Genomic DNA, 22,422 nt, shown 5'->3' on the forward strand with positions numbered 1-22,422 from the left:
CGCGGGAGGCTTCTCGCGCTTTTTGTTTTACGCCCAAGGGTTATCTACACGCGGCCATATTGGCCGCGTCATTTTTTGGTAGTTCGTAGCTCTCGGATTGACGGGATAAGAACTCGGTGCGTCGACATAGATGATCTCGGCTGCAATGGGCGCAAACCCTGCATGAAAATGATTGGTCGATTTGACGACCAGAATGTCTTTTAGCATCGGATCAATACCGATATTGGAGAAAACATCCGGCTCAAAAGTTTGCGTGCGGTTGGTATTGAGAATGACGTCGATTTCGGTCCCCTCAATACGCACAACTGCCGACGGTCCGAGCGTGACACGACTAAGGCCAAAGCTCTGCCAGCCTTCGGGCAAAACTTTCATAACCGTCACGCGCGCATCAATTGGTTCTCCGGCCTGTGGACCAGATTTGCCGCCTATGCGCAGATCAATCACGGCGCCTTCGCCTGCCGCATGGCAGAAAGTGACGGCCAGTGTATCCCATATGGTCGCAACCGCGGCTTTCCGGATACCGCGGTCTATCAAGCGGCGCAGAATATGGGTGCCGTCGCCCGCAACACCACCACCTGGATTATCCCACACATCGGCAATCACTGCGGGCTTTGCCGGGTTGACCGCATGTGCCGCAATCGCGCGGTCAATGCCGTCATCGATGCTGTACATGGTCATCAATGTCTGCTCGCGCATCCCGATAAGCTCTCGCCCCAATTTTTCTGCGAGCGCATCGCCTTTTGCGCGGTCGTTGTCGGTGACGACAAGAATGCGCGTCCCCATTTCAGGAACATCCGCTGCCATGAAACCATGAATGACGGAGATGGATAGAATTCCGTCCCGGCCATGCATGGCCTTGATACGATCGATGAACGAGCGCATCGGTTCCTTGCTTGTGGGGAACACCCCGATCATGCGGCAGTCAAAGGTGGAAATGATCGGCTTGATGTTGCCCTTTAAGGTATCGAGCGCCATCGACACGACATGTTCGCCGCGTTCATAAAAATCCGTGTGAGGAAATTCGAGGAAAGCAGCGTAAATATTCAGGTTTTGGACACGTTTTTGAGTGAGATGGCTATGCGGGTCGAACTCGCTGGCAACCAGAATATCCGGTCCCACGATTGCGCGTACACGCTCAAGCAGATCGCCTTCGCAATCATCATAGCCTTGGGCAACCATGGCGCCATGCAGGCCAAGCACCACGGCGTCCACCGGCATCGCAGCTTTCAACTGTTCAAGGATTTCATCACGCAGTTCTTCAAAGGCTTGCTTCTGCAGCAAGCCGCCAGGTTCAGCCCAAGTGGCTGTGCCTTCGATTACTGTCAGCCCTTCTGCAGCGGCTCGCTTTCTCAATGCCACGATTGGCGATGAACACAGCGTCGGCGTATCAGGGTGTTTGCCCGGTGCGGCATAAAAAGCCATTTCAAACGACGCGCGGTCGGTTGGTACGGGCGAAAATGTATTGGTTTCAGTTGCAAGCGACGCGGTGAAAATACGCATATTGTCTGCCCGGGCTATTTTTGCGGTGCGTAGGCGATGGCTTCGATCTCGATCTTGATGTCAATCATCAGACGGGATTCGACCGTTGTGCGTGCAGGAGGATCTTTCGGAAAATACGTCGCGTAAACCGCATTCATACGCCCAAAATCACGCGCATCTTCGAGCCAGATGGTCGTTTTGACGACGTCTTCCATGCTGGCCCCTGCAAGGGCCAGCGCTGCTTTGACATTTTCGAGCACTTGCGCGGTTTGCGCTTCGATCCCACCCTCGACAATTCTGCCATTTGCGCCCATTGGCACCTGACCGGAAATATAGACGGTGTCGCCAGCACGCACGGCGGGGGATAGCGGCACATGTGATGCGCCGAATGCCTGTTTCTTGGGCATGTTGAACTCCGCTTATTTTACAGCGCCGAGCGAAAGACCTTTGATGAGGTAACGCTGCAGCCATATGAATAGGATCGCGACGGGTAGAGTGGCGACAAGCGTTGCGGCCATGACATAGTGCCATTCAACGGTGTATCGGCCTGCCACCAGCGAGAAAACCTGGATTGGAAGCGTGTAACTGTCCTGACTGCGCAACATGGTCAGAGCCACCACGAATTCGTTCCATGCATTGATGAAAGTGAAGATCGCGGTTACGGCGATGGCAGGTATGCAGAGCGGCAGAAACACTTTGACGAGCGTTTTGAAGCGGCCAGCACCTTCCATCCAGGAGGCTTCTTCAAGGTCCTTGGGAATGGTGTCGAAATAGCTTTGCAACATCCAGACGGTGAAGGCGATGTTAAAGGCCATGTAAATCGCGCCAACCGCCGAGACGCTCTCGATCAATCCGTAAGCTGCAAGCAGACGGAACAGGCCCAGCACCAGAACGATCGGCGAAATCATCTGTGAGACAAGCAGGAACTGACGGAACGCACCATGACCTGCAAAGTGAAAACGCGACATCGCATAGGCAGCCGGGATAGACACGATGATCGCGCCAACCGATGCGATGACCGACACATAAAACGAGTTCAGCAATGCGTTGCCGAAGCCAGTGCGTACCCACATTTCAGAAAAATTCTGCCAGCGGAATTCGCTTGGCCACCATGTTGGCGAGAGCACTTCCTGTGGCGGTTTCACGGCAGTCAAAAACATGACCGCAAAGGGAAACAGCGTCAGCACGATCAGCGGCGCGAGGATAATCCAGGCGAGGATGGTGCGTTTGACTTTGGATGCGATCATGTGCGTTCGCTCCGCATGGATAGCCGGATATAGATGGCTGTGAAAACCAGAAGAATGGCGAGCATGATCAGCGAGACAGCCGAAGCTTCACCGAGTTTTCCGAGCCTGAAAGCCAGCTTGTAAAGATGGGTCACAAGAATATCGGTCGTGTTTGCCGGTCCACCCTGCGTCATGACCCAGATGATCGGGAATGAGTTGAACACATAGATCGTGTTTAGAACGATTGCGATGTTCACGAAAGGCTTGAGCAACGGCAAGGTGATTTCACGAAATTGCTGCCAGAGGCTGGCACCTTCCAACGACGACGCTTCATAAAGATCGTCTGGAATGGAGGAAAGGCCACCAAGAAAGATTGTTGTTGTGAACGGTACAGTGACCAGAATGCCGACAAGTATCTGCATCGGAAAGGCTGTTGTGGCACTGGCCAGCCATTGGATGTTGCTGTCAATGATACCGAGATTGCGCAATGCCGAGTTAAGCATGCCGCTTTCACCGTTCAGCGCCCAACGCCAGACGATGGCTGTCATAGTCAAAGAGACGGCCCACGGCAGCATAACAATGACGCGCGCGACGGACCGACCGTAAAAATCCATATTCAGGATGATCGCGACCGGTATGGAAACGACAAGCGCACCACCGACAACGGCTACGGTCCAAACGGCTGTTCGCCACAATGCGTTCAGAAAATCCGGTGACGCGAAAAGGGCTGAGAAGTTTGCACCATCGTTGAAATCGCGTAATTGCCCGAAACGGTTTACATCATGCGTGGCAATCTCAAAGAGATGCACGACCGGCCAGAAGATCACTACCGCAGCCAGCAGCAGGCTTGGCAGGATCAGAAAATAGGGCAGGGTGCGATTTTGCATCGGCCAAAAATTCCACGGAAGAAAAGGGACCCGGCAGCAGAACAGTTTAAACTGTCTACAGTTTCCGTCCGCTGCCGGGGTGATGGGATTACTTCTTCAGGATTGCATCCGCCTTAGCGGCAGCTTCCTTAAGAACAGCTTCCGGTTCGCCTTGACCAAGATAGATGCTCTGCATCGCATTGGACGTAATATCGGCGATTTCTTCCCAGCCCGGAATGATTGGCGCAAAGCGCGCATCAGGGAGCAAGGCAGTGAAAGCAGCGAGATCGGCATTATTGACGTAATAATCCATCTTCGCTTCTTCCTTGTTCACAGGAAGGAAGCCTTCACCCTGTGTGAACTTGGCGCGCCATTCTGTCTGGAACAGGAAGTCGAGAACCTTCCAGGCCTCTTCCTTGTTCTTCGAGTTCTGGAACATGATAACGGAGTCCGTTACGCCATAAGTACCACGTGCGCCCGTTGGACCAGCAGGAATTGCAGTCACACCATATTTCAGATTTGGTGCTTCTTCTTTGATCTGGTTCGACAGGAACGGCGCAGTGATCATCATGCCGACCTTGCCCTGCTTGAAGAGGTTCTGAACATCTTCACGCGCATAGGACGTAACGCCCGGCTGGGTAAGACCACCATCGATCATCGACTTGTAGAGCTTGGCAGCTTCAAGCGCACCCGGTGTACTCAATCCAGAAGTGCCATCCTTGTTGAGGATTTCTGCACCCTGCGACCACATCGCATAATAGTAATAAACGTCAGTTTCGATTTCTTTGCCCTGTAGACCGAAACCGTAATTCTCACCGCCAAGTGCCTTGATCTTCTCTGCTGCGGCCTTTACCTCATCCCAGTTTGCTGGTGGATTGGCGACGCCAGCCTTTTCGAGCAGGTCTTTGTTGTAGTACATAGCGCGAGCCGATGCAGCGATCGGCAGGCCGTATGTCTTGTCTTCCAGCACCGAAGGCGACAGGAATGTTTCGATGAAACGTCCCTTGAATGCATCGTCCATATAGCCATCAAGTGGCTCTGCGATGCCCTGCTGTACGAAGTCGATCAGCCAGCGCGTGCCAATGATCGAAAGATCGGCATTGGTGCCAGCTGAAATGTCGGTGGTCAGTTTCTGAAGAAGTACATCCCATGGCACGATCTCGAACTTGAGCGTGATGCCTGGGTTCTCGGCTTCGAAAGCCTTCTTTACTTCTTCAAAGTATGGGCCGGTCTTTGAGCTGTATTCAGCGACCGTCATACGCACTTCGCCAGCCTGTGCAGCTGAACCAATTGCCAGAATGCTCAATCCAGCCAAAAGGCCGGCCTTCCATTTATTGATAGACATTTTCCCGTTCCCTTGTTTGCCCATGCTTCATGTGAAGACGTCTTGATTTTTGTTATTTTCTTACATTATCGGCAAATTTTGCGCTTTCAAGTAAAAAGTTTTGTTGCAAACTTACATTTTCACTTTTAGGCTGGTCTGAATAAGTATGCGCGAAAAGTGCTTTTAAAGGGGAAGAGAGTGGAGCATTCAGGCGAATTTGCCGGAAAATCCGTATTGATTACCGGCGCCGGGGGCGGTGTCGGCACAGCGCTTGTGAAAATGTTTTCATCGCGCGGAGCGAAAATTATAGGCTGTGATTCCAGTCTGGAAGTCATGCAGGCTGATAATTTTTACAGTCGTCATGTATTTGACCTGCTTGACCGCAATTCGCTGCAGTCTGCCGTAAACACCATTACAGATGCCGACGGCGTGCCTGATATTGTTATCAATAATGCCGGATGGACCCGAGCGGAATCATTTGAAGAGCTTGATCAGGCGCGAATCAACCAGGAGATTGATCTCAATCTGACTGGGGTCTGTTCATTTTCTACAGCGCTTGCACAGAAGATGGCGGCTAACGGCTGTGGGGCTTTTGTCTTTATATCATCGGTTAACGCACTTTCGCATTTCGGCAATCCAGCCTATGCGGCGGCCAAGGCCGGTATCAACGCTTTTGCGCGCGCTCTCGCGGTTGAATATGGGCAACAGGGATTGCGTGCCAATGTTGTATGCCCCGGCTCTATTCATACGCCTGCATGGGATCATCGCATCGCGAAAGACCCCGCTATTCTCGACAAGCTCAAGCGCCTTTATCCGCTGGGACGTATTGTCAACGTTAATGAGGTGGCCGAAGCGGTTGCCTTTCTCGCATCTAACCGGGCGTCCGGCATAACCGGCACAATTCTGCCGGTCGATGCCGGACTCATGGCCGGTTGCAGACCTTTTATTGAAGATATCTTAGGTGGGAACTGAGTGATGAAAAATGTTTCCCTGCGTGGAATTACCAAATCTTTCGGACAGATGAATGTTCTGGATCGCGTTGATCTGGAGATTGAGGATGGCGAATTTCTCGTCCTCGTTGGTCCGTCCGGCTGTGGTAAATCCACACTTTTACGTATGGTCGCGGGACTGGAGCCAATTTCCGGTGGCGATTTGATCATTGGTGGCGAACGCGCCAATGAATTGCCACCGCAAAAACGCAATATCGCGATGGTGTTTCAGTCTTATGCGCTGTTTCCGCATATGACGGCGCGCGAAAATATCGGTTTTGGTCCACGCATTCGGGGTGAGGATAGCTCGACCACGGCGACAAAGGTGGATAAAGCCGCATCGATTCTCAATCTGCATTCTTATCTCGATCGCTATCCGCGCCAGCTTTCCGGCGGGCAGCGTCAGCGTGTTGCGATGGGCAGGGCAATTGTACGCGAACCGTCAGTGTTCCTGTTCGACGAACCCTTGTCCAATCTGGATGCACAGCTTCGTGTTCAGATGCGCACTGAAATCAAGGCACTGCATCATCGGCTGAAATCAACTGTAATCTATGTGACGCACGATCAGATTGAAGCCATGACCATGGCCGACCGCATCGTGGTTATGAATCAGGGCAAGATTCAGCAGATCGGTGCGCCGCTGGAGTTATATGACCGGCCTGCCAACAAGTTTGTAGCTGGATTTATCGGCTCACCTTCGATGAGCTTTATCCCCGGTGCTGTGATTGAGGGTGGTAGGTTCCGCACAACTGACGGCGAAGAGATTGCTACGCCGGGCCGTACGACGTCAGAGCGCGGTGCGGAACTCGGTATCAGGCCGGAAAATTTCATTGTCGCGAAAGACGGCGAGGGGCTTACGCTTGCTATTGAGGTCGTCGAACCCACGGGGCCGGAAACCCATGTTTATGGGAAAATTGCCGGTGAAGCTGTGCGGGCAGTATTCCGCGAGCGTATTCACCTTGCACCGGGAGAGCGAGTCCCTGTAACGGCAAAGCCTGAACACATCCATCTCTTTGATAAGGAAAGCGGTTTGCCGCTGTAGAATTCGCATGAGCAAGGTTGCAGACATCATCACAAGGCTTCATGCCGCAGCACAGGAAGGGTCAAAATCTGACCGCCGACTGGCTGCATTGGTGTTGTCTGATCCTGATTACGCATCCAAAGCTGCTATATCTGAAATAGCGGCGCGTGCGGAAGTAAGTGAGCCCACAGTCACGCGGTTTTGTCGCGGGTTGGGCTGCGATGGCGTACGCGGTTTCAAGTTTTTCCTGGCGCAAGCGCTGGCAATTGGTGGTCAGTACCTGACGGCGGAAGCGCCCGCTCGCGATATTCGCGAGGCGCGGATTGCCTCTGCTGTTACAGATGCCGCAGTTGCGGCTATTCATCGTGCCAGCGATAATCTCGACATGTCTGTCGTCATGAAAATTGCCGAACGGATTGCCGTTTCGGGCTCGGTCCTTTGCGTGGGCTCGGGTGGCATTTCTTCCATGATGGCGACAGAGTTGCAAAATCGGCTGTTTCGACTTGGCATTCCGGTTCTAGCGCAGGTGGATGGTCAGTTGCAGCGCATGTATGCGGCGGTGGCAACGCGTGAGACGACGGTGATTGCATTTTCGGTTTCTGGTTATGCCCGCTCTGTGGTCGAGGCGATTTTGGTTGCCCGGCAATATGGTGCGGAAACTGTGGCTATCACCGCACAAGGATCTGATCTCGCAAAAGCTGCCAATACCGTCATTCCGTTTCAAGCCGATGAAGATGGTAATTTGTATAAGCCGACATCGTCGCGATTTGCCTTGATGGCAATACTGGACATGATTGCAACTGCAACGGCTGAAGTTCATGGGCCGAAGGTGCTTGAGAGTCTGCGTCGTATCAAGCACAGTTTAAACACACTCAAGATTGATGATCCGCGCTTGCCCCTGGGTGACTGATGAGTGACTGATGGGAGACTGACCAATGACACGGCCTAAAACTGTCTATGAAATCGATACGCCTGCGGTTCTGATTGATGTTAATCGTGTCCAGGCCAACATCAAGAAAGCGCAAGCTCACGCCGACGCTATTGGCGTAAAACTTCGCCCGCACATCAAAACGCATAAACTGCCGTTCTTTGCGCGCCGCCAGATTGAGGCAGGTGCTGTAGGGATTACGTGTCAGAAGCTTGGCGAGGCCGAAGTTATGGCCGATGCGGGAATTATCGATATTTTTCTGCCATACAATATTCTCGGTAAGGAAAAGCTCGAGAGACTTTATTCTCTCCATCAGCGCATTACGATTTCTGTCACGGTCGATAATGCCACGAGCCTTGACGGACTGGAAAAGCGTTTCACCAATGAAGGGCGCCCGCTCACTGTGTTGGTAGAATGCGACACTGGTATGGGGCGCTGTGGTGTTCAGACGCCAGAAGAGGCGCTGGAACTCGCGCGCCATATCGATCAGAGCAAGGGGCTCAAGTTTGGTGGGTTGATGACGTATCCAGCGACGGGCAAAGCCGAACAAGCTGAACAATGGCTTGTTGAGGCACGTAATCTGCTCGCTGCGAACGGCCTCCAATGTGAAACCATTTCAAGCGGCGGCACGCCGGATATGTGGCGTTCTCCGAAAGAAAGCGTGGTCACCGAATATCGGCCCGGCACCTATATTTATTTCGATCGTTATCAAGTCGGGCAGGGGGCAGCAACGCTCGATGACTGTGCATTGACTGTGCTTTCAACGATCGTCAGCCATCCAACACTCGACCGTGCAATAATTGATGCCGGTTCCAAGTCGCTTTCGAGCGACACCTTGGGACTTGCCGATTTCGGAGAACTGGCCGGGAGGCCAGATGCGCGTGTCACAGGCCTGAGTGAAGAACACGGCACGCTCAAGGGCGATATTGCCGGGCTGAAAGTGGGTGACAAGGTGCGGGTCATTCCCGACCATGTGTGCGTTGTATCCAATCTCTTTGATGAAGTGCATCTCATATCAGGCGACGATGTTATCGACATCTTGCCGGTAGCTGCACGTGGAAAGCTGAATTAATAAAGGGGCCAGTATGAAAGAAGCCATCAATCCATTTGCCGGCGACAAGGATCGTGAGCAGATTTGGGAAATGCTCGTTCGCCGCGATATCGAGGCGTTTGTCGGCCAAAACTGGGCGCTTGTTGCCGATGATTTTGATGAGCCGCGGTTCCTGGGCATTCATGCCCATGGAGAAGCTAATCCTGACAAATGGGATGCTGCGTTTCCAACTTTGACCGCCTATCGTGATGAATGGTTACGCCAGGCTGCCGATAGTGCAGCTACCGAATATGCCGAATCTTTGGCTGATGGCGTGTTTCGTGCAACGAATCTTAGCGTTATTGACATCAATGGCGACATTGCTATCGCGCGCAAAAAGTTCGATGGAACGATCGCAAAGGCCGACGGAACACATGATCGGCTGGATTGGCAGACACTTTATTTTTGCCGTCGGCACGCTGAACGTTGGCGTATAACGGGCTTCATTGGATATATGGTTAATAGCTAATTTAGACTGGTTTCGATGTGAGAATTTTATGGGCGCGGATTGCTTGATCAGCGCCCATTTTTATGGCAAGTGGCACCAGATAAGGCAAAAGTATAATCACACAAATTTACTGCAATTAAGCAAAATTATATTCTACGAATACTAAATTGCCTCATGTCGCAGCTAATTGCATATTTGTCGCAGCTCGCTCGTGTGCAGCGCTTTCACAGGATTACTATTGTTGGTAGGCTGGCCGATTATTTCTGATAATCGGATGTGTCGGTTAGTCCGCATATTTCGTCGCGCAACCCATCAAAAACAAACAAGGGGACGGGTCGCGCAGAGATGAATCCATGACTGTGGGTGGACATGTCGGGAAATGGTCTATATAAATACGTCACACCAATCGCTAATCATTCTCTGCGGGTCGTTCGCTGCCTGCAAGTTGCGCATGTCCAATTCGCGCAAGAATGAAGAAATAATGATGTTAAAAAGGAGATTAAACCCGCCAGCACAGCGGGGTTAAGCATAATGCATGGTATTTTATACAAGGAAGATAGTATGAAGTCGCCTGCTAAGACAAAGATAAGCTTGAGTGGCGTGTTTAAAGTCTTCGGCGACGATCCGGAGCGCGCAATGCAGGAATTGCGTGCAGGCAAATCAAAGGCCCAGATTCACAGTGATCATGGCGCCACAATCGGCGTAGATGACGCGACCTTCGATATTAAAGAAGGCGAAGTATTCGTCATCATGGGCCTCTCAGGCTCAGGTAAATCTACACTTCTGCGCCTGCTCAATCGCCTTATCGAACCGACGGCCGGTTCCATCGAAGTGGATGGTCGTGACATTGTCAAAATGTCAAAGCGCGAGCTGATCGATCTTCGCCGCCGTGACATGAGCATGGTGTTTCAGTCTTTTGCGCTGCTTCCCAATCGCACGGTGTTGAACAACGCCTCTTTCGGTCTTGAAGTGGCTGGAATGGGTGAAGCCGAGCGCCACGAGAAAGCATTGAAAGCGCTGGCCGCTGTGGGGCTCGAACCCTATGCCAATAGTATGCCAGATCAGCTTTCAGGCGGCATGAAGCAACGTGTCGGCCTCGCGAGAGCGCTGGCGAGTGAGCCAACAATCCTGCTTATGGACGAAGCTTTTTCCGCGCTCGATCCTTTGATCCGCACGGAGATGCAGGATGAGCTGAAACGCCTTCAGGCCGAAAACAGCCGTACAATCATTTTCGTGAGTCACGATCTCGACGAGGCAATGCGAATAGGCGACCGTATCTGCATCATGCAGCACGGCAAGGTTGTTCAGGTTGGAACGCCGAACGAAATCGTTTCTTCACCTGCCAATGATTACGTCCGCTCATTCTTCCGCAATGTTGATGTTTCGCGCGTTTTCAAGGCGTCGGATGTCGCTCGGGATGACGAGCTGATCATGTTCGATCCAGCACAGTTGGCTTCGGCATTAGAGCGCCTTGATGCGAGCGGACAGACATATGGTGTCCTGCTTGACGCTGACAGAATTTATCGCGGCGTCGTTACCCGTGATGCTCTTGCCAGTGGAAGTTTCAAACCGGGCGATGATCAACTCGACAGTGCAGCTGCCATTCAGGCTGATGCGCCACTCTCCGGACTTCTAATGCGTGTTGCTGAAAGCCCATGGCCGGTACCGGTGACAGACCGGAACAACCGCTATCTTGGGGCAATCAGTAAATCAGCTCTGCTTGAAACGCTCGGCCGCGCTGGCTGAATTCCATCGCGCAAATGCCTGCCGGGCAAGAGCCCGACAATTAATAGGATTGGTCCAATCCAGAGGCAACAAAATCTGAAATGGACGGTAAAATATGGAATTGAATTTTAGTATTGGCGGATGGGCAGACGTGGTGGTCAACTACATTCTTGACCACTTTACGCCAGCGCTCGATATGATTGCCGCCACAATTGGTTTCGTCACAGACGGAATTCAAAATGCACTTCTTTCCATCCCACCTGTAGCGGGTATCGGAATTCTCACATTGCTCGCGCTTTGGCGTGTGGGGTGGAAGTTTGCGATTTTCACTGCACTTGCGCTGGCACTCATCATCCATATGGGGCTGTGGAACGGCACAATGGAAAGCTTGTCGCTGGTACTGGCGTCCACAATTATCGCGGTGGTGATTGGTATTCCGCTTGGTATCGCCATGGCCCGCAGCGATGCGGTGGCCTCCATTGTTCGCCCGGTGCTTGATCTCATGCAGACTATGCCTGCATTCGTGTATCTCATTCCAGCCGCTATGTTTTTTGGTCTTGGCGCTGTGCCGGGCACGATTGCAACCGTCATCTTTGCGATGCCGCCGGTTGTGCGTCTAACCAATCTTGGTATCCGTCAGGTTCATGCGGAGTTCGTTGAAGCAGGATTGGCATTTGGTTGCACCTCACGGCAGCTGCTGTTCAAGGTCCAGCTTCCAAATGCCATGCCATCAATCATGGCGGGTATGAACCAAACCATCATGCTGTCACTTTCGATGGTGGTCATCGCATCGATGATTGGTGCCGGTGGTCTTGGGAACACGGTTCTTACGGGCATTCAGCGTCTTGATGTGGGCAAGGGTTTTGAGGGCGGTCTCGCCGTGGTCATTTTGGCCGTTATTCTCGACCGCATTACGCAGAGCTTTGGCAAAGGAAATTCCGGGGGCGTGTTGGGCTTTTTCAAAAGGCTGTCCTTTATGAAAAAGACGACAGGTGAGCAGTCCTCATCTGCGCTCCGTAAGCAGGAAGTATGAATACAAAGCATTTCCAACAAAAGTGCATGAGCCTTCTGCGTTGGATAATGCGTGAACACAAAAAGATTGAGCGGTTACTGCGCATTCATCTTTGCTGTGACTGCTCAAATAAACGGGAACGACAGTTAATCGGAAAAGGAGAAGCCATGTTAGGCAAGCTAACAAAATTCGGCCTCGCAGCAGTAGTTGCAGGCAGCATGACTGCCGGAGCAGCTTTCGCGCAAGACAGCAAAACAGTCAAAATTGGCTGGGCTCCATGGTCTGACGCAGAATTTGTGACCAAACTTGCTGCGAAGCTTATCGAGGACAATCTCGGTCAGAAAGTGGAGCTGGTGCAGACTGACGTAGCGCCGCTTTATCAGGGCGTTAGCCGTGGCGACATCGATGCGATGATGATGGCCTGGCTGCCTGAAACTCATGCCGATTATTACAAGCGCGTCGAAGACAAGGTCGAAAATCTTGGCCCGCTATATGAAGGCGCAAAGCTTGGCTGGATCGTTCCGGACTATATTCCTGAAAGCGAAATCAGCTCGATTGAAGATCTGAAAAAGCCAGAAGTTCGCGAGAAGCTTAAGGGCGAAATTCAAGGCATCGATCCGGGCGCAGGTTTGACCCGTCTTTCGGACGAAGCAATCAAGAAATACGGGCTGGACTATAAGCTCAATATTTCCAGTGAAGCCGCGATGCTGACGACCGTCGACCGCGCAACCCGTTCCGATGGCTGGTTTGTTGCAACGTCGTGGAGCCCGCACTGGATGTTCGGCAAATATAAGCTGCGTTATATTGCTGATCCGGAAGGCGCATTGGGCGGCGCAGAACACGTTGACGCGATTGCACGTAAGGGCTTCAAGGAAGATAACCCAAAGGCGGCCGCTTTCCTCACCAAGATGAGCATTCCGATCAACGAGCTTGAAACAGCAATGTTTGAAGCGCAGGAAACATCTTACGAGAAGGCAGTCGACAAGTATATTGCCGAGCATCCTGATCGGATCAAGGAATGGCTGGCTGAATAAACAGCGGGTCGTTAGAGTGGTTCCAGTTAAGTTACAATCGTTGGAACCGCTCTAATTAGTTACTCTTACGCATTATCCTGGAGTGTGTCGCGCTTAATCGCACCCATAGCGCTCGCTCCAGATTCTTTTAACTGTCGCATGTTCGCGGGAGTTAAAAGGAATCCATTTGAGCGCGACATGCTTTAAGCAAAGCCGCTCGCTGTTTTGCTGCAAATACTTTAGAGCGCGTTTCGATCTGATTGGATCAGATCGGCGCTCTAATTATCTGTTTTAACGCGCACCTTTGTCCGAAAACCGTTTCACACTTTTCGGGATGCGCTCTAATGAATATAATAAAGCCCCGGTATTTGCCGGGGCTTTTTGTATTTGTGATGTTTAGTAAAATGAAAAGGAGCAGGCTCCTCCCCAAGAACCTGCTCCTTAATGCATCGCCCCCCGCCAAGGGTTGGTCGATGCTTGACCTGATACTGTCAAGATTAGGACTAACTCATTGAGGTCGCTAAATCTTGTGTGGGCAACTTTAACGCACGTTTTATTATGGATGCAACCAGATTCTTGCTCGCCTTATGCCGAATTTGACATTTTTAGGCTTTAACGGAAAAGCTGATATTTCTGCGAGGTTTTCACTCAAGTCCGCAAGCGCGGAGAAACAGTGTTGAAACTTCTTTCTCAATGCGTTCAAGATCGAGTGGCTCGTCCTTGCTCAGTTCCATCATGCTGCGCACTTGTGTTTCAAAGTCAGCATAATGTTGTGTGACAGCCCATATATGCATTTGAAACAACAGCGGATCGACTGACTTGATACGACCATCATCGACCCATGACTGGATGAGCTTTACCGCATTGTGCGTCGCACTGACGTGTTTTGCCCAGTGACGGCGGAGATAGGGCGCACCGTTGGCTATCTCGGTAGTAAATAGCCGGGAGGCTTTGGGGTTTTTCTGACTATAGACGAGTTTTGCGCGAATATATTGTCGGATCACCTTGGCGGGATCCTGCTCGGTGCTGGCTCCGAGGAAAATCTCTTCCCACTCATCAAGGATGAAGACGATAATGTCCTCGTAGAGCTCTTCCTTGCTGGAAATATAGTAGTGAAGCTGCGGCTTGGTGAGGCCTGCGCGTTGAGCAATCCCTTGCGTTGATGCGCCCACCAGTCCTTTTTCCGCAAACTCATCGATAGCGGCTGTGCGAATAGCACCTTGAATGCGACGCCTACGGCCGAGAACTTTGTCTCGTCCGGTTAGTTCGTTGTCGTCATTCTGGTCATCTGTTGTCATACGTGCCAGCCGCTATCTAAAATATAGGCGCTTATTGGCCCAGTTGCTTCTTGATGTCGAGACCTGCGCCTTTGTTTACGAACGCGTCGGTGGCAACCTTGGTCATGTCCAGTTCGTCACCGCTGACGATGCCCGACTTGCGAGCCAGTTCGTAGAACTCCTTGACCCGGTCCATGTCGATTGCGCCGATGCCCTTTTCCAGCGTGTCGCCACTGTCGATGAGCTTGAGGTCCTTAAGACGTGCAAGCTCTGCATCGAGCGTTTCCTTGCTCATATCAGCATTGTCTTTGAGGATCATCTCATAGGCCTTGCTGTTGTCGCCATAGAGGAAGTTGGTCCAGCCTTCGATGGAAGCGGTCACAAAACGCTGTACGACATCAGGGTTCTTTTCGATCAGATCCTGACGCGTTTCGATGGTGTTGGCATAGGTGCTATAACCCTGATCTGCGAGCAGGAAAGTTGCAACCTTGGCACCTTCTTTCTCGGCATAGATCGGTTCAGCGGTGGCATAGGCCTGCTGCACCGTCTTTTTGTCGCTGAGGAACTGAGCCAGGCTATAGCCATAAGGACGAAGCTGCTCGTCCTTGAAGCCGAAATCTTTGACCAGCCACGGCCAGAACGAGAACTGGCCATCCTTGGAAATCAGGATCGTCTGCGCATTGGCGAGGTCTTTGAAGTCCTTATATTCGCCTTCATGCGCCATCAGCGCCTGCGGGTCTTTCTGATAGAAAGCCGCGACAACGGTGGTTGGCACGCCATTGGCAACATTGTTGAACGACAAAAGCAGATTGCCGGTCAGAAGAAAATCGAGACGGCCAGCCGCCAGCATCGGACGATTGTTGACCTGCGGTCCACCCATTTCGATCTTCACGTCGAGGCCGTATTTTTCATAGGTGCCGTCGGCAAGAGCCTGGTAGAAGCCGCCATGACCTGCCTGTGCCAGCCAGTTGGTGCCGAGCGTCACTTTGTCGAGCGCATAGGCCATCTGTGCGGAAAGGCCCATGGATAGTGCAGCGAGCGCTGCAACGAGTGTCTTTTTCATTTTGGTTCCCCTTGTTTTAATTCTTCAATGCCATGTCGGTCGTCCAGCCGCGAGTTTTGCCGGGATTGAGCAGACCGTAAGGATCGGCCTGCTTCTTGAATTCGATCTGAACATTGTCGATTTCCTTCATGCCACCGTCTTCGATTGTGTAGGCATGTGGATCATAGATGTCGCAGCCGTCGACCTGTTCCAACTCCTCGATGAGGCGATACATTTCATCACGGCCTTCAAAGCGCACCAGCGGTAAGGCAAAAATTTGAACTTCACCCTCAAGGCGCGCCATTTCGTGATGCATATATTGCGTTTCGCCATAGCGTTCGATCTGGCGATTGACCAGCGCCACATCAAACGGACGAGGATAGGCAACCTGCAAATAGGTCCAGCCGGGTTCAGCTTTCAGCGCCTGGAGGGTTGTATGGTTCCAGCCACATTCATAAGCGGGCTGGAGACCAGCCTTGTGCAATTCATCGAGCGTCATCGAGAATGAAACCTTGCCGCCGAACTCGGTTGCAAGCGCCTCAAAACGTGCGACTTCCTCTGGCGCGATCATCGCGAAAACGGCATCCTTATCGGATGGGAAGAGTTCGCCAAACTTGGTGTAGAAGCGCGCAAAACGGCGATCCACAGTCGTCAGTAGGTAGCAGTCGAGGTTGTTTTCCAGCGCCTTCAGGCAGAAGTTCAGCGTTGCTTCGTAAGTATCGAACAATGCAGCCGTGTGCACCCATTCCGTTGCCTTCGTCAGGCCGATTTCAAGCTCAAGAATGATACCGTTTGTGCCATAAGCGTGCTGCACCTTATGGATATCACGACCTGTCAGTTCGATGATCTTCGGCTCTGGCTCAACCGTCAGCACCTTCACGGAAAAGACATTGCCGTCATCACGCAACATGCCATGACGCAGCGAACCGATTCCGCCTGAACCGCCCGAGAAAAAGCCGCCAATGGTGGCGATGCGGCGGGTGGATGGATACATCAGCAATTCCTGCCCCGTTTCACGCACCGCATCGTCGAGGCGCGAAATACGTGCACCACCTTCAACGCGAACTTTACCTGATTCAATTGCGATGATGCGGTCGATCTTGGTCATATCGAGAATAATGCCACCTTCAAGTGGAACGCATTGGCCGTAATTGCCGGTGCCGCCACCGCGAACGGTGATCGGAATGCGAAGCTTGGCTGCAGCCGCTGCCACACGGCGCACTTCATCCTGATCTTTCGGGATAACGACGAGATCGCCCAAATAATGGCCGATATCTTCGGTCAGGATCGGGCTGTACCAGAAATAATCGCGCGAACGCAGTTCGACCTGCTTGGGGTCGTCATAAATGCGGATGCCTTCGATTTCGGTGCGAAATGCGACCCAGTCATAGATGCGCTGTGGTGCGGCAGAATTCATGGGGTTCTCCGATTAAATTTTTGTACCATTACGCCATATGACGCGACGCGCCTGCGGACGGCTGATAAGGTCGTTAATGTCTGTAGCGTCATGCCAGATAAAATTCGCAGTCCCGCCTGCCGACAGCGCCTGTACGCGGTCGCTTCCGATGAAACGCGCGGGCAGGGTGGTGATGCTGTCGAGCCATTCATCCGGCTCGACGTGGCAGACCGGGGCTGCGAGGCGCAGAACCGAAAGCGGATCATAATCGCCATAGGGATAGAAAGCGTCGCGCACATTGTCTGAACCAAGCATGGCGTCCATGCCTGCACGACGTGCTTCTTTAAGCGGCGCTACACCACGCTGGCGCGGCGATTTTCCGCCAAGCCTGTCTTGCAGATAGAGATTGGAAGTCGGCAGCGAAACGAGAGCGGTTCCCGCATCCGCAGCAGCATCGAGAATGCCGCTTAGTTCTTGCGGTGAACGCAGAGATAGTGAGCAAGCATGGCCGCAAAGAACACGTCCGCTCATCTCGTGACGTTTGGTTGCAGCCACGATCAGCGAGAAGCCGTCGGCCTCCGATTCAAGCCCTTCATCGACGTGGAAGTCGAGCTTGAGATCATGCTGCACGGCAAGACGAAACATCTCTTCGATTTTGGCTTCAAGATCAGCATTGCGATAGAAGAAAGCGCCAAGGACACCGCCGTCTTTTGCCACGCGCTCGGCAATTGCTGGGCCTGCGTCGAGCACAATGTCGCCATGGATAAGAGCGGCAAGCTCAAGATCGATGCGGTCTTTCCATTCCTGACGCAACTCGTTCAGCACCGGCCAGGCGGTCGGTACATCAGGTGTGGTCCAATCGACATGAGTTCGCATGGCACCAACGCCTTGCGCAAAAGCTGCTTCAAGTCCGCGCGTAGCACGCACTCGAATATCGTCGGCGCTCCAGCTCTCGCGATCAACGTTCATCAGGTCGATCGCATCGAAGAGACATTCGACCTTGGCACTACCCCGTTGGGCAATACGCTCAATGGTGAACGTCTTGTCGAGATGCACATGAACATCAGCGAGAAGCGATGTGATAAAGCCGCCATTCTTTGTCTGTGAAGGCGTCAGCGATGCAATGCGTCCGCCATCGATCCCGATGTCGTAGTGACCGCTGATGCCAGCAATTGTGACACCCATTAACATCTTAGCGTTCACGACGGATCTCGCTTTCATGCCAGCGTCCAAGGACAAGGCGCGACAGCCAGCTTGTGATGAGGAAGATCACGATGCCGAGCAGTGAAACGAGAAAAAGTGCAGCAAACATGCGCGGGATTTCGTTGCGGAAGCTCGATTCCAGAATACGCGAGGCGAGGCCGGTGCTTTGGCCGGCGCTGCCTGCAACAAATTCTGCCACCACAGCACCGATCAGCGAAAGCCCACCAGCGATCTTGAGCGCTGCCATGAAATAAGGCAGGGCGCTTGGCGCAAGCAGATAGCGCAAACGCTGCCATGGCGAGGCACGATAGAGCTTAAACAGATCGCGCAGATTATGATCCGCACTACGCAGACCGATGACGGTGTTTGACAGGATCGGGAAGAAGGCGACGATCCATGCACAGATCAGCAATGCGGAAAACGTATCGCGTACATAGATCAGAATCAGCGGTGCAATGGCAATGACCGGCGTTACCTGAAGAATGACGGCAAATGGAAAGAAAGCCATTTCAATCGGTCGCGACAGCGCGAAGATCATGCCAAGCAGAACGCCGCCGACAATCGCGCAGAGCAGCGAGATCAGCGTGAGCTTGACCGTAAACCACATGGACGTCATCAGCGACGGCCCGTCTTTCACCAGTGTTTCTGCGATGAGCGACGGGGCCGGGATCAGATAATGCGGCACATTATAATAGCGCACCAGGCCTTCCCAGATACCGAGCGCGATGATGATTGCAAGCGTCGGCATGATGATGCGCAAATTGCGATCGCGGCGGGCGAGGCGGTGTTGTTCTGAATTAAGGACCGGCAGTTCGGTTTGCATCTGGTTCATTTTCTCGCCCGTAAGTTTTTTCGTCGCATTATCCTCACGCAAAACCGCTTCACACTTTTGCTGGAAATGCATCAATGGTCTATATCTTGAGACGAAAGTGTCGCGGTGAGTGCATCGGAAACGCGTGCGCAATCCTTTGCATAAGCTTCCGTGGTGCGGAAGTTTTCAGCGCGTGGATAGCTGCCCTCAATGGCAATATCGGCAACAACACGCCCCGGGCGTGCTGCCATGACGATCACGCGGTTGGACAGATATACAGACTCATAAACGCTGTGCGTGACGAAGATCACCGTCAGCCCATGCTCTTGCCAGAGCCGCAACACGTCATTGTTAAGCTTGAAGCGGGTCATTTCATCCAATGCTGCGAACGGCTCATCCATAAGCAAAAGACGAGGGCGCGTGACCAGCGCGCGGGCAATCGACACGCGCATTTTCATGCCGCCGGACAGCTCGCGCGGATAGGCGCTGGCAAAACGGGATAGCCCGACCTGAGTCAGCACCTCGTCCACGCGCGGCGTGGCTTCTTTGCGAGAAAGGCCGGAAAGACGAAGAGGCAGATAAACATTGTCGAAAACGCTGGCCCACGGCATCAGCGTTGGTTCCTGAAACACAAAACCGATATCCTGAGCGCCAACTGGGCCTTTGCCCGGTGTGTGGCCGTTGACGTGAATATCGCCTGCGGAAATGGATTCCAGACCTGCGATCATGCGCAGAGCTGTGCTCTTGCCGCAACCCGACGGGCCGAGAAAGCTAACGAACTGGCCTTGTTCGATTTTGAGCGACATATCGCTCACGGCCATGACACCGGTGCCGTACTGCTTATAGACGCCGTTGATATCGATCAGGGAAGATGGGGTTTGCGAGTTGGGGGCCACGCTCATCATCCTTACCAGGCCGGTTTGTTTGCGAACCACGAGAGTGGCGCACGTTCGATTTCATCCAGCACCTCCACCAACCGCTCAGCAGCGAAATTGATGGTTTTGCGGCCTTTCTCGGCCGTTGCAAGCGTTGCATCACCCGCCGCGCCGTAAGGATTGATGTCCTGTATCTGCCAGGCGGGCTTTGCGCCACCACTCAACGAAAGATGCTTGTATTCGCTTGCAAAAGCTTCCGTAAGCGTTCGGAAATCCTGCGCCTTCGACATGTCGACCAAATCTGGATGCAGTTCCAGCATCACTGATGTTTCCATGTCGCCCGCGTGAATGCCGTGCTTGAGATCGTGCTCGCTGTAGATGCCTTCGGGCATACCGAGTGCAAACCAGTTGACGCTGACCACCATCATGTTGTGTTTGATGCGCAGCTCTCTCGCGACAATATCCATGACACTGATCTGGCCGCCATGGCTGTTAAGCAGCACCATCTTGCGCACGCCGCTTGCGGCGACACAGTCGCCAATCTCGCACCACATGCGGATGATCGTTTCAGCAGAGAAAGTCAGCGTGCCGGGATAAAGGCTATGCTCATTGCTCTTGCCAATGGCCTGAGTTGGGAGAAACAGCGCGTGGCTTTCGTCAGGCAGGCGCGCGATGGTTTCCTTGACCATGCCGTCCACAATTGCCGCGTCGACAGCGACCGGCAGATGGGGCCCATGCTGTTCAATCGCCCCCACGGGCAGAACTGCCACGAGCTTCTCACGATCAAGGCGTGAGAACGCTTCGCTCGTATAATCGGACCAATATCGTTTCAAGGTGGCGCTCCTTGTTTGCCTCGGGGCTTGCTTTTGGGCTGGCTGCTGGCGACGGGCTGCATGCTGAAGCACAGAACTTACTAAACAATCTGACCGATCGGTCAAACTAAATGTTTAAAACTTCAAGGATGCATGCAATTAAGGTGTGAATCCGTGACGAATTCGCCACGCGACAGCCCGCCATCATGATTATGATGCGCGGGAATTTTCCGGAGGTCCTATGGACAACAGATGCATAATTATTGGTGCGGGCCACGCCGGCTCGCAGGCTGCAATCAGTCTGAGGCAGGAAGGCTATGCTGGCGAAATCGTGCTTATCAATGATGAGCAGGATATTCCCTATCACAAGCCGCCTTTATCCAAATCTTATCTGAAAGCTCCTGAAAGTGGTGTTCTGGTGCTTCGGCCGGAAAACACCTATCGCGATAACAATATTGAGATGCTTTTCGGTCACCGCGTCGATGGCGTTTCGCTGACTGACAAGACTGTCACTCTTGACGACGGTGTCATCCTGACCTGGTCGGAATTGGTGTTCGCCACTGGCGCGCGCCCGCGTATCCCGGACGTTCCGGGCGTCGCTCTTGAAGGTGTCGTCACGCTGCGCCGTCTGGATGACGCGCGCCGCATAGCAACAATGATGCCTAATGTGCAGAATGTCGTGATTATCGGCGGTGGGTTTATCGGCCTCGAAATGGCGCATAGTGCCATAGCACTTGGTAAAAAGACCGTACTGATTGAGGCTGCTTCGCGCGTTCTTGGGCGTTCTGTTGCAACGCATATTTCTGCCCATGTCGAAGCACGCAGCCGCGCTGCGGATATTACGCTTTTGACCGGACTTGGTGTCACTTCTATTGAAGGTGAAAATGGACGCGTGACAAGCGTAACGGCGGCAGACGGCACAGTTTATCCTGCGGATATGGTGGTACTTGGTACGGGCGCAGTTCCAAATGTCGAACTTGCGACCGAAGCCGGACTTGCCGTCGATAATGGCATCATAGTCGATGAGCATATGCGCGCATCCGTCGAGCATGTTTATGCAATAGGTGATTGTGTCAGCTATCAACATTTTCATGCCGGACGGCGCGTGCGCCTGGAATCGGTTCAGAATGCCACCGATCAGGCCAAGCATGTTGCACGTTCGATTGTCGGGCGCGGCACGCCTTTCCGCGATGTTGCGTGGTTCTGGTCGGACCAGGGTGACATGAAATTGCAGACGGCTGGGCTGTCCTTTGATGCCGACCGTCATATTCTGTCGGGCAATCTGGAAGATAATGCTTTCTCGGTGTTCCATTTTGCAGGCGACAGGCTGGTTGCTGTCGATTCAATTAATCGTCCGACCGATCACATGATTGCGCGGCGTCTTTTGGCTGCGGGGATAAATCCCACAGAAGATGACATTGCATCAGGTCCAGCGCGTCTCAAAGAGCTGCTCGTGTCAGCACCGAAGGTTTGAGGTTTTACGATGACTGTTTTGAAACATCTGTTGCCTGCCGATATGGCGGCTCCCTTTGCTGCCTATAGCCACGGCGTGAAGGTAAGTGCCGGTGCAGAGCTGGTTTTCTGTTCTGGCCAGCTTGGCATTGGACCAGATGGTTCGGTACCTGAAGACGCGGGCGCACAGGCAGAGCTTTGCTTTGAGAATATCCGCCGCATCCTGCGCGACGGTGGCATGGAACTCTCTGACATCGTGCGTATCAATGCCTATGTAACGGATCGTGCATATATGCGCCCTTATATGGACGTGCGTGACCGGCTGTTTCCACAGCCGGCACCTGCCTCGACATTGATGATTGTTTCCGGCTTTACGCGAGAGGAATTCAAGGTCGAAATCGAGGCTGTTGCGGCGCGCTGATACGATACCGCA

Annotated in this window: 22 protein-coding genes; 10 read left to right on the top strand and 12 right to left on the bottom strand. The window is 52.9% G+C overall.

The window, feature by feature from the left end:
• Nucleotides 1–27: 27 nt before the first annotated feature.
• The 5 genes from OIV19_RS03605 to OIV19_RS03625 form a co-directional block, all read right to left on the bottom strand.
• Nucleotides 28–1,500 (bottom strand): M81 family metallopeptidase, encoded by a 1,473-nt coding sequence (locus OIV19_RS03605; RefSeq protein ID WP_264230709.1) that lies wholly within the window; start codon nt 1,498–1,500, stop codon nt 28–30.
• Between the two features lie 14 nt (nt 1,501–1,514).
• Entirely contained in the window at nt 1,515–1,886 is a 372-nt protein-coding gene (locus tag OIV19_RS03610) for a RidA family protein (RefSeq protein WP_264230710.1), read from the bottom strand.
• A gap of 12 nt (nt 1,887–1,898) precedes the next feature.
• Nucleotides 1,899–2,726, bottom strand: coding sequence for a carbohydrate ABC transporter permease (locus OIV19_RS03615; protein ID WP_191793300.1), 828 nt, complete (start codon nt 2,724–2,726; stop codon nt 1,899–1,901).
• The gene (locus tag OIV19_RS03620; RefSeq protein ID WP_151092014.1) at nt 2,723–3,592 is read right to left on the bottom strand and encodes a carbohydrate ABC transporter permease; all 870 of its coding nucleotides are present in this window, start codon (nt 3,590–3,592) and stop codon (nt 2,723–2,725) included. The genes OIV19_RS03615 and OIV19_RS03620 overlap by 4 nt, the downstream gene beginning before the upstream one ends.
• An 88-nt stretch (nt 3,593–3,680) precedes the next feature.
• On the bottom strand, nt 3,681–4,916 hold the full coding sequence (locus tag OIV19_RS03625) for an ABC transporter substrate-binding protein (RefSeq protein WP_151092016.1): 1,236 nt from the start codon (nt 4,914–4,916) through the stop codon (nt 3,681–3,683).
• 177 nt (nt 4,917–5,093) lie between these two features.
• Here OIV19_RS03625 and OIV19_RS03630 point away from each other — a divergent pair, with 177 nt between their 5' ends.
• The 8 genes from OIV19_RS03630 to OIV19_RS03665 all read left to right on the top strand — a co-directional run bounded on the left by OIV19_RS03630 (nt 5,094) and on the right by OIV19_RS03665 (nt 13,142).
• Nucleotides 5,094–5,867 carry an SDR family oxidoreductase gene (locus OIV19_RS03630; protein WP_151092018.1) on the top strand — a complete coding sequence of 258 codons (774 nt, stop codon included), beginning with the start codon at nt 5,094–5,096 and terminating at the stop codon, nt 5,865–5,867.
• A 3-nt stretch (nt 5,868–5,870) separates the two neighbouring features.
• Nucleotides 5,871–6,926, top strand: coding sequence for an ABC transporter ATP-binding protein (locus tag OIV19_RS03635; RefSeq protein WP_151092020.1), 1,056 nt, complete (start codon nt 5,871–5,873; stop codon nt 6,924–6,926).
• Nucleotides 6,927–6,933: 7 nt separating this feature from the next.
• Entirely contained in the window at nt 6,934–7,815 is an 882-nt protein-coding gene (locus OIV19_RS03640) for a MurR/RpiR family transcriptional regulator (protein ID WP_264230711.1), read from the top strand.
• A gap of 25 nt (nt 7,816–7,840) precedes the next feature.
• Nucleotides 7,841–8,905 (top strand): D-TA family PLP-dependent enzyme, encoded by a 1,065-nt coding sequence (locus OIV19_RS03645; protein WP_264230712.1) that lies wholly within the window; start codon nt 7,841–7,843, stop codon nt 8,903–8,905.
• Nucleotides 8,906–8,918: 13 nt separating this feature from the next.
• Complete coding sequence (locus OIV19_RS03650; RefSeq protein WP_151092026.1) at nt 8,919–9,392, top strand: hypothetical protein; 474 nt, start codon at nt 8,919–8,921, stop codon at nt 9,390–9,392.
• A gap of 540 nt (nt 9,393–9,932) precedes the next feature.
• Complete coding sequence (proV, locus tag OIV19_RS03655; protein WP_151092028.1) at nt 9,933–11,117, top strand: glycine betaine/L-proline ABC transporter ATP-binding protein ProV; 1,185 nt, start codon at nt 9,933–9,935, stop codon at nt 11,115–11,117.
• A gap of 94 nt (nt 11,118–11,211) precedes the next feature.
• Nucleotides 11,212–12,129, top strand: coding sequence for an ABC transporter permease (locus OIV19_RS03660; RefSeq protein ID WP_264230713.1), 918 nt, complete (start codon nt 11,212–11,214; stop codon nt 12,127–12,129).
• Between the two features lie 146 nt (nt 12,130–12,275).
• The gene (locus OIV19_RS03665) at nt 12,276–13,142 is read left to right on the top strand and encodes a glycine betaine ABC transporter substrate-binding protein (protein ID WP_151092032.1); all 867 of its coding nucleotides are present in this window, start codon (nt 12,276–12,278) and stop codon (nt 13,140–13,142) included.
• A gap of 623 nt (nt 13,143–13,765) precedes the next feature.
• Here OIV19_RS03665 and OIV19_RS03670 read toward each other — a convergent pair.
• The 7 genes from OIV19_RS03670 to OIV19_RS03700 form a co-directional block, all read right to left on the bottom strand.
• Complete coding sequence (locus OIV19_RS03670) at nt 13,766–14,419, bottom strand: TetR family transcriptional regulator C-terminal domain-containing protein (RefSeq protein WP_151092034.1); 654 nt, start codon at nt 14,417–14,419, stop codon at nt 13,766–13,768.
• A 31-nt stretch (nt 14,420–14,450) separates the two neighbouring features.
• Nucleotides 14,451–15,461, bottom strand: coding sequence for an ABC transporter substrate-binding protein (locus OIV19_RS03675; protein ID WP_264230714.1), 1,011 nt, complete (start codon nt 15,459–15,461; stop codon nt 14,451–14,453).
• Nucleotides 15,462–15,477: 16 nt separating this feature from the next.
• Nucleotides 15,478–16,857: an FAD-binding oxidoreductase gene (locus tag OIV19_RS03680; RefSeq protein WP_264230715.1), complete on the bottom strand. Its 1,380-nt coding sequence runs from the start codon at nt 16,855–16,857 to the stop codon at nt 15,478–15,480.
• Nucleotides 16,858–16,869: 12 nt separating this feature from the next.
• On the bottom strand, nt 16,870–18,057 hold the full coding sequence (locus tag OIV19_RS03685) for an amidohydrolase family protein (protein WP_264230716.1): 1,188 nt from the start codon (nt 18,055–18,057) through the stop codon (nt 16,870–16,872).
• Nucleotides 18,029–18,871: an ABC transporter permease gene (locus OIV19_RS03690; RefSeq protein ID WP_264230717.1), complete on the bottom strand. Its 843-nt coding sequence runs from the start codon at nt 18,869–18,871 to the stop codon at nt 18,029–18,031. Before OIV19_RS03690 ends, OIV19_RS03685 begins: the two co-directional genes overlap by 29 nt.
• Nucleotides 18,872–18,942: 71 nt before the next feature.
• Nucleotides 18,943–19,752, bottom strand: coding sequence for an ABC transporter ATP-binding protein (locus OIV19_RS03695; protein WP_151092040.1), 810 nt, complete (start codon nt 19,750–19,752; stop codon nt 18,943–18,945).
• A 5-nt stretch (nt 19,753–19,757) separates the two neighbouring features.
• Nucleotides 19,758–20,558: a creatininase family protein gene (locus tag OIV19_RS03700; protein ID WP_264230718.1), complete on the bottom strand. Its 801-nt coding sequence runs from the start codon at nt 20,556–20,558 to the stop codon at nt 19,758–19,760.
• Nucleotides 20,559–20,778: 220 nt separating this feature from the next.
• Here OIV19_RS03700 and OIV19_RS03705 point away from each other — a divergent pair, with 220 nt between their 5' ends.
• Together OIV19_RS03705 and OIV19_RS03710 are read left to right on the top strand one after the other, a co-directional pair.
• Nucleotides 20,779–22,011, top strand: coding sequence for an NAD(P)/FAD-dependent oxidoreductase (locus tag OIV19_RS03705; protein WP_264230719.1), 1,233 nt, complete (start codon nt 20,779–20,781; stop codon nt 22,009–22,011).
• A 9-nt stretch (nt 22,012–22,020) separates the two neighbouring features.
• Nucleotides 22,021–22,410, top strand: a complete 390-nt coding sequence (locus tag OIV19_RS03710) for a RidA family protein (protein WP_151092046.1) — start codon at nt 22,021–22,023, stop codon at nt 22,408–22,410.
• Nucleotides 22,411–22,422: the final 12 nt, after the last annotated feature.

Source organism: Brucella sp. HL-2 (assembly GCF_025846885.2).
GTDB classification, from domain to species: Bacteria; Pseudomonadota; Alphaproteobacteria; order Rhizobiales; family Rhizobiaceae; genus Brucella; species Brucella quorumnocens.

Coding starts and splice junctions, on each gene's coding strand:
- OIV19_RS03635 (WP_151092020.1), top strand. CDS start 5,871: ATGAAAAATGTTTCCCTGCGTGGAATTACCAAATCTTTCGGACAGATG.
- OIV19_RS03710 (WP_151092046.1), top strand. CDS start 22,021: ATGACTGTTTTGAAACATCTGTTGCCTGCCGATATGGCGGCTCCCTTT.
- OIV19_RS03670 (WP_151092034.1), bottom strand. CDS start 14,419: ATGACAACAGATGACCAGAATGACGACAACGAACTAACCGGACGAGAC.
- OIV19_RS03640 (WP_264230711.1), top strand. CDS start 6,934: ATGAGCAAGGTTGCAGACATCATCACAAGGCTTCATGCCGCAGCACAG.
- OIV19_RS03645 (WP_264230712.1), top strand. CDS start 7,841: ATGACACGGCCTAAAACTGTCTATGAAATCGATACGCCTGCGGTTCTG.
- proV (WP_151092028.1), top strand. CDS start 9,933: ATGAAGTCGCCTGCTAAGACAAAGATAAGCTTGAGTGGCGTGTTTAAA.
- OIV19_RS03610 (WP_264230710.1), bottom strand. CDS start 1,886: ATGCCCAAGAAACAGGCATTCGGCGCATCACATGTGCCGCTATCCCCC.
- OIV19_RS03705 (WP_264230719.1), top strand. CDS start 20,779: ATGGACAACAGATGCATAATTATTGGTGCGGGCCACGCCGGCTCGCAG.
- OIV19_RS03605 (WP_264230709.1), bottom strand. CDS start 1,500: ATGCGTATTTTCACCGCGTCGCTTGCAACTGAAACCAATACATTTTCG.
- OIV19_RS03620 (WP_151092014.1), bottom strand. CDS start 3,592: ATGCAAAATCGCACCCTGCCCTATTTTCTGATCCTGCCAAGCCTGCTG.
- OIV19_RS03675 (WP_264230714.1), bottom strand. CDS start 15,461: ATGAAAAAGACACTCGTTGCAGCGCTCGCTGCACTATCCATGGGCCTT.
- OIV19_RS03685 (WP_264230716.1), bottom strand. CDS start 18,057: ATGAAAGCGAGATCCGTCGTGAACGCTAAGATGTTAATGGGTGTCACA.
- OIV19_RS03690 (WP_264230717.1), bottom strand. CDS start 18,871: ATGAACCAGATGCAAACCGAACTGCCGGTCCTTAATTCAGAACAACAC.
- OIV19_RS03615 (WP_191793300.1), bottom strand. CDS start 2,726: ATGATCGCATCCAAAGTCAAACGCACCATCCTCGCCTGGATTATCCTC.
- OIV19_RS03695 (WP_151092040.1), bottom strand. CDS start 19,752: ATGAGCGTGGCCCCCAACTCGCAAACCCCATCTTCCCTGATCGATATC.
- OIV19_RS03660 (WP_264230713.1), top strand. CDS start 11,212: ATGGAATTGAATTTTAGTATTGGCGGATGGGCAGACGTGGTGGTCAAC.
- OIV19_RS03650 (WP_151092026.1), top strand. CDS start 8,919: ATGAAAGAAGCCATCAATCCATTTGCCGGCGACAAGGATCGTGAGCAG.
- OIV19_RS03680 (WP_264230715.1), bottom strand. CDS start 16,857: ATGAATTCTGCCGCACCACAGCGCATCTATGACTGGGTCGCATTTCGC.
- OIV19_RS03625 (WP_151092016.1), bottom strand. CDS start 4,916: ATGTCTATCAATAAATGGAAGGCCGGCCTTTTGGCTGGATTGAGCATT.
- OIV19_RS03665 (WP_151092032.1), top strand. CDS start 12,276: ATGTTAGGCAAGCTAACAAAATTCGGCCTCGCAGCAGTAGTTGCAGGC.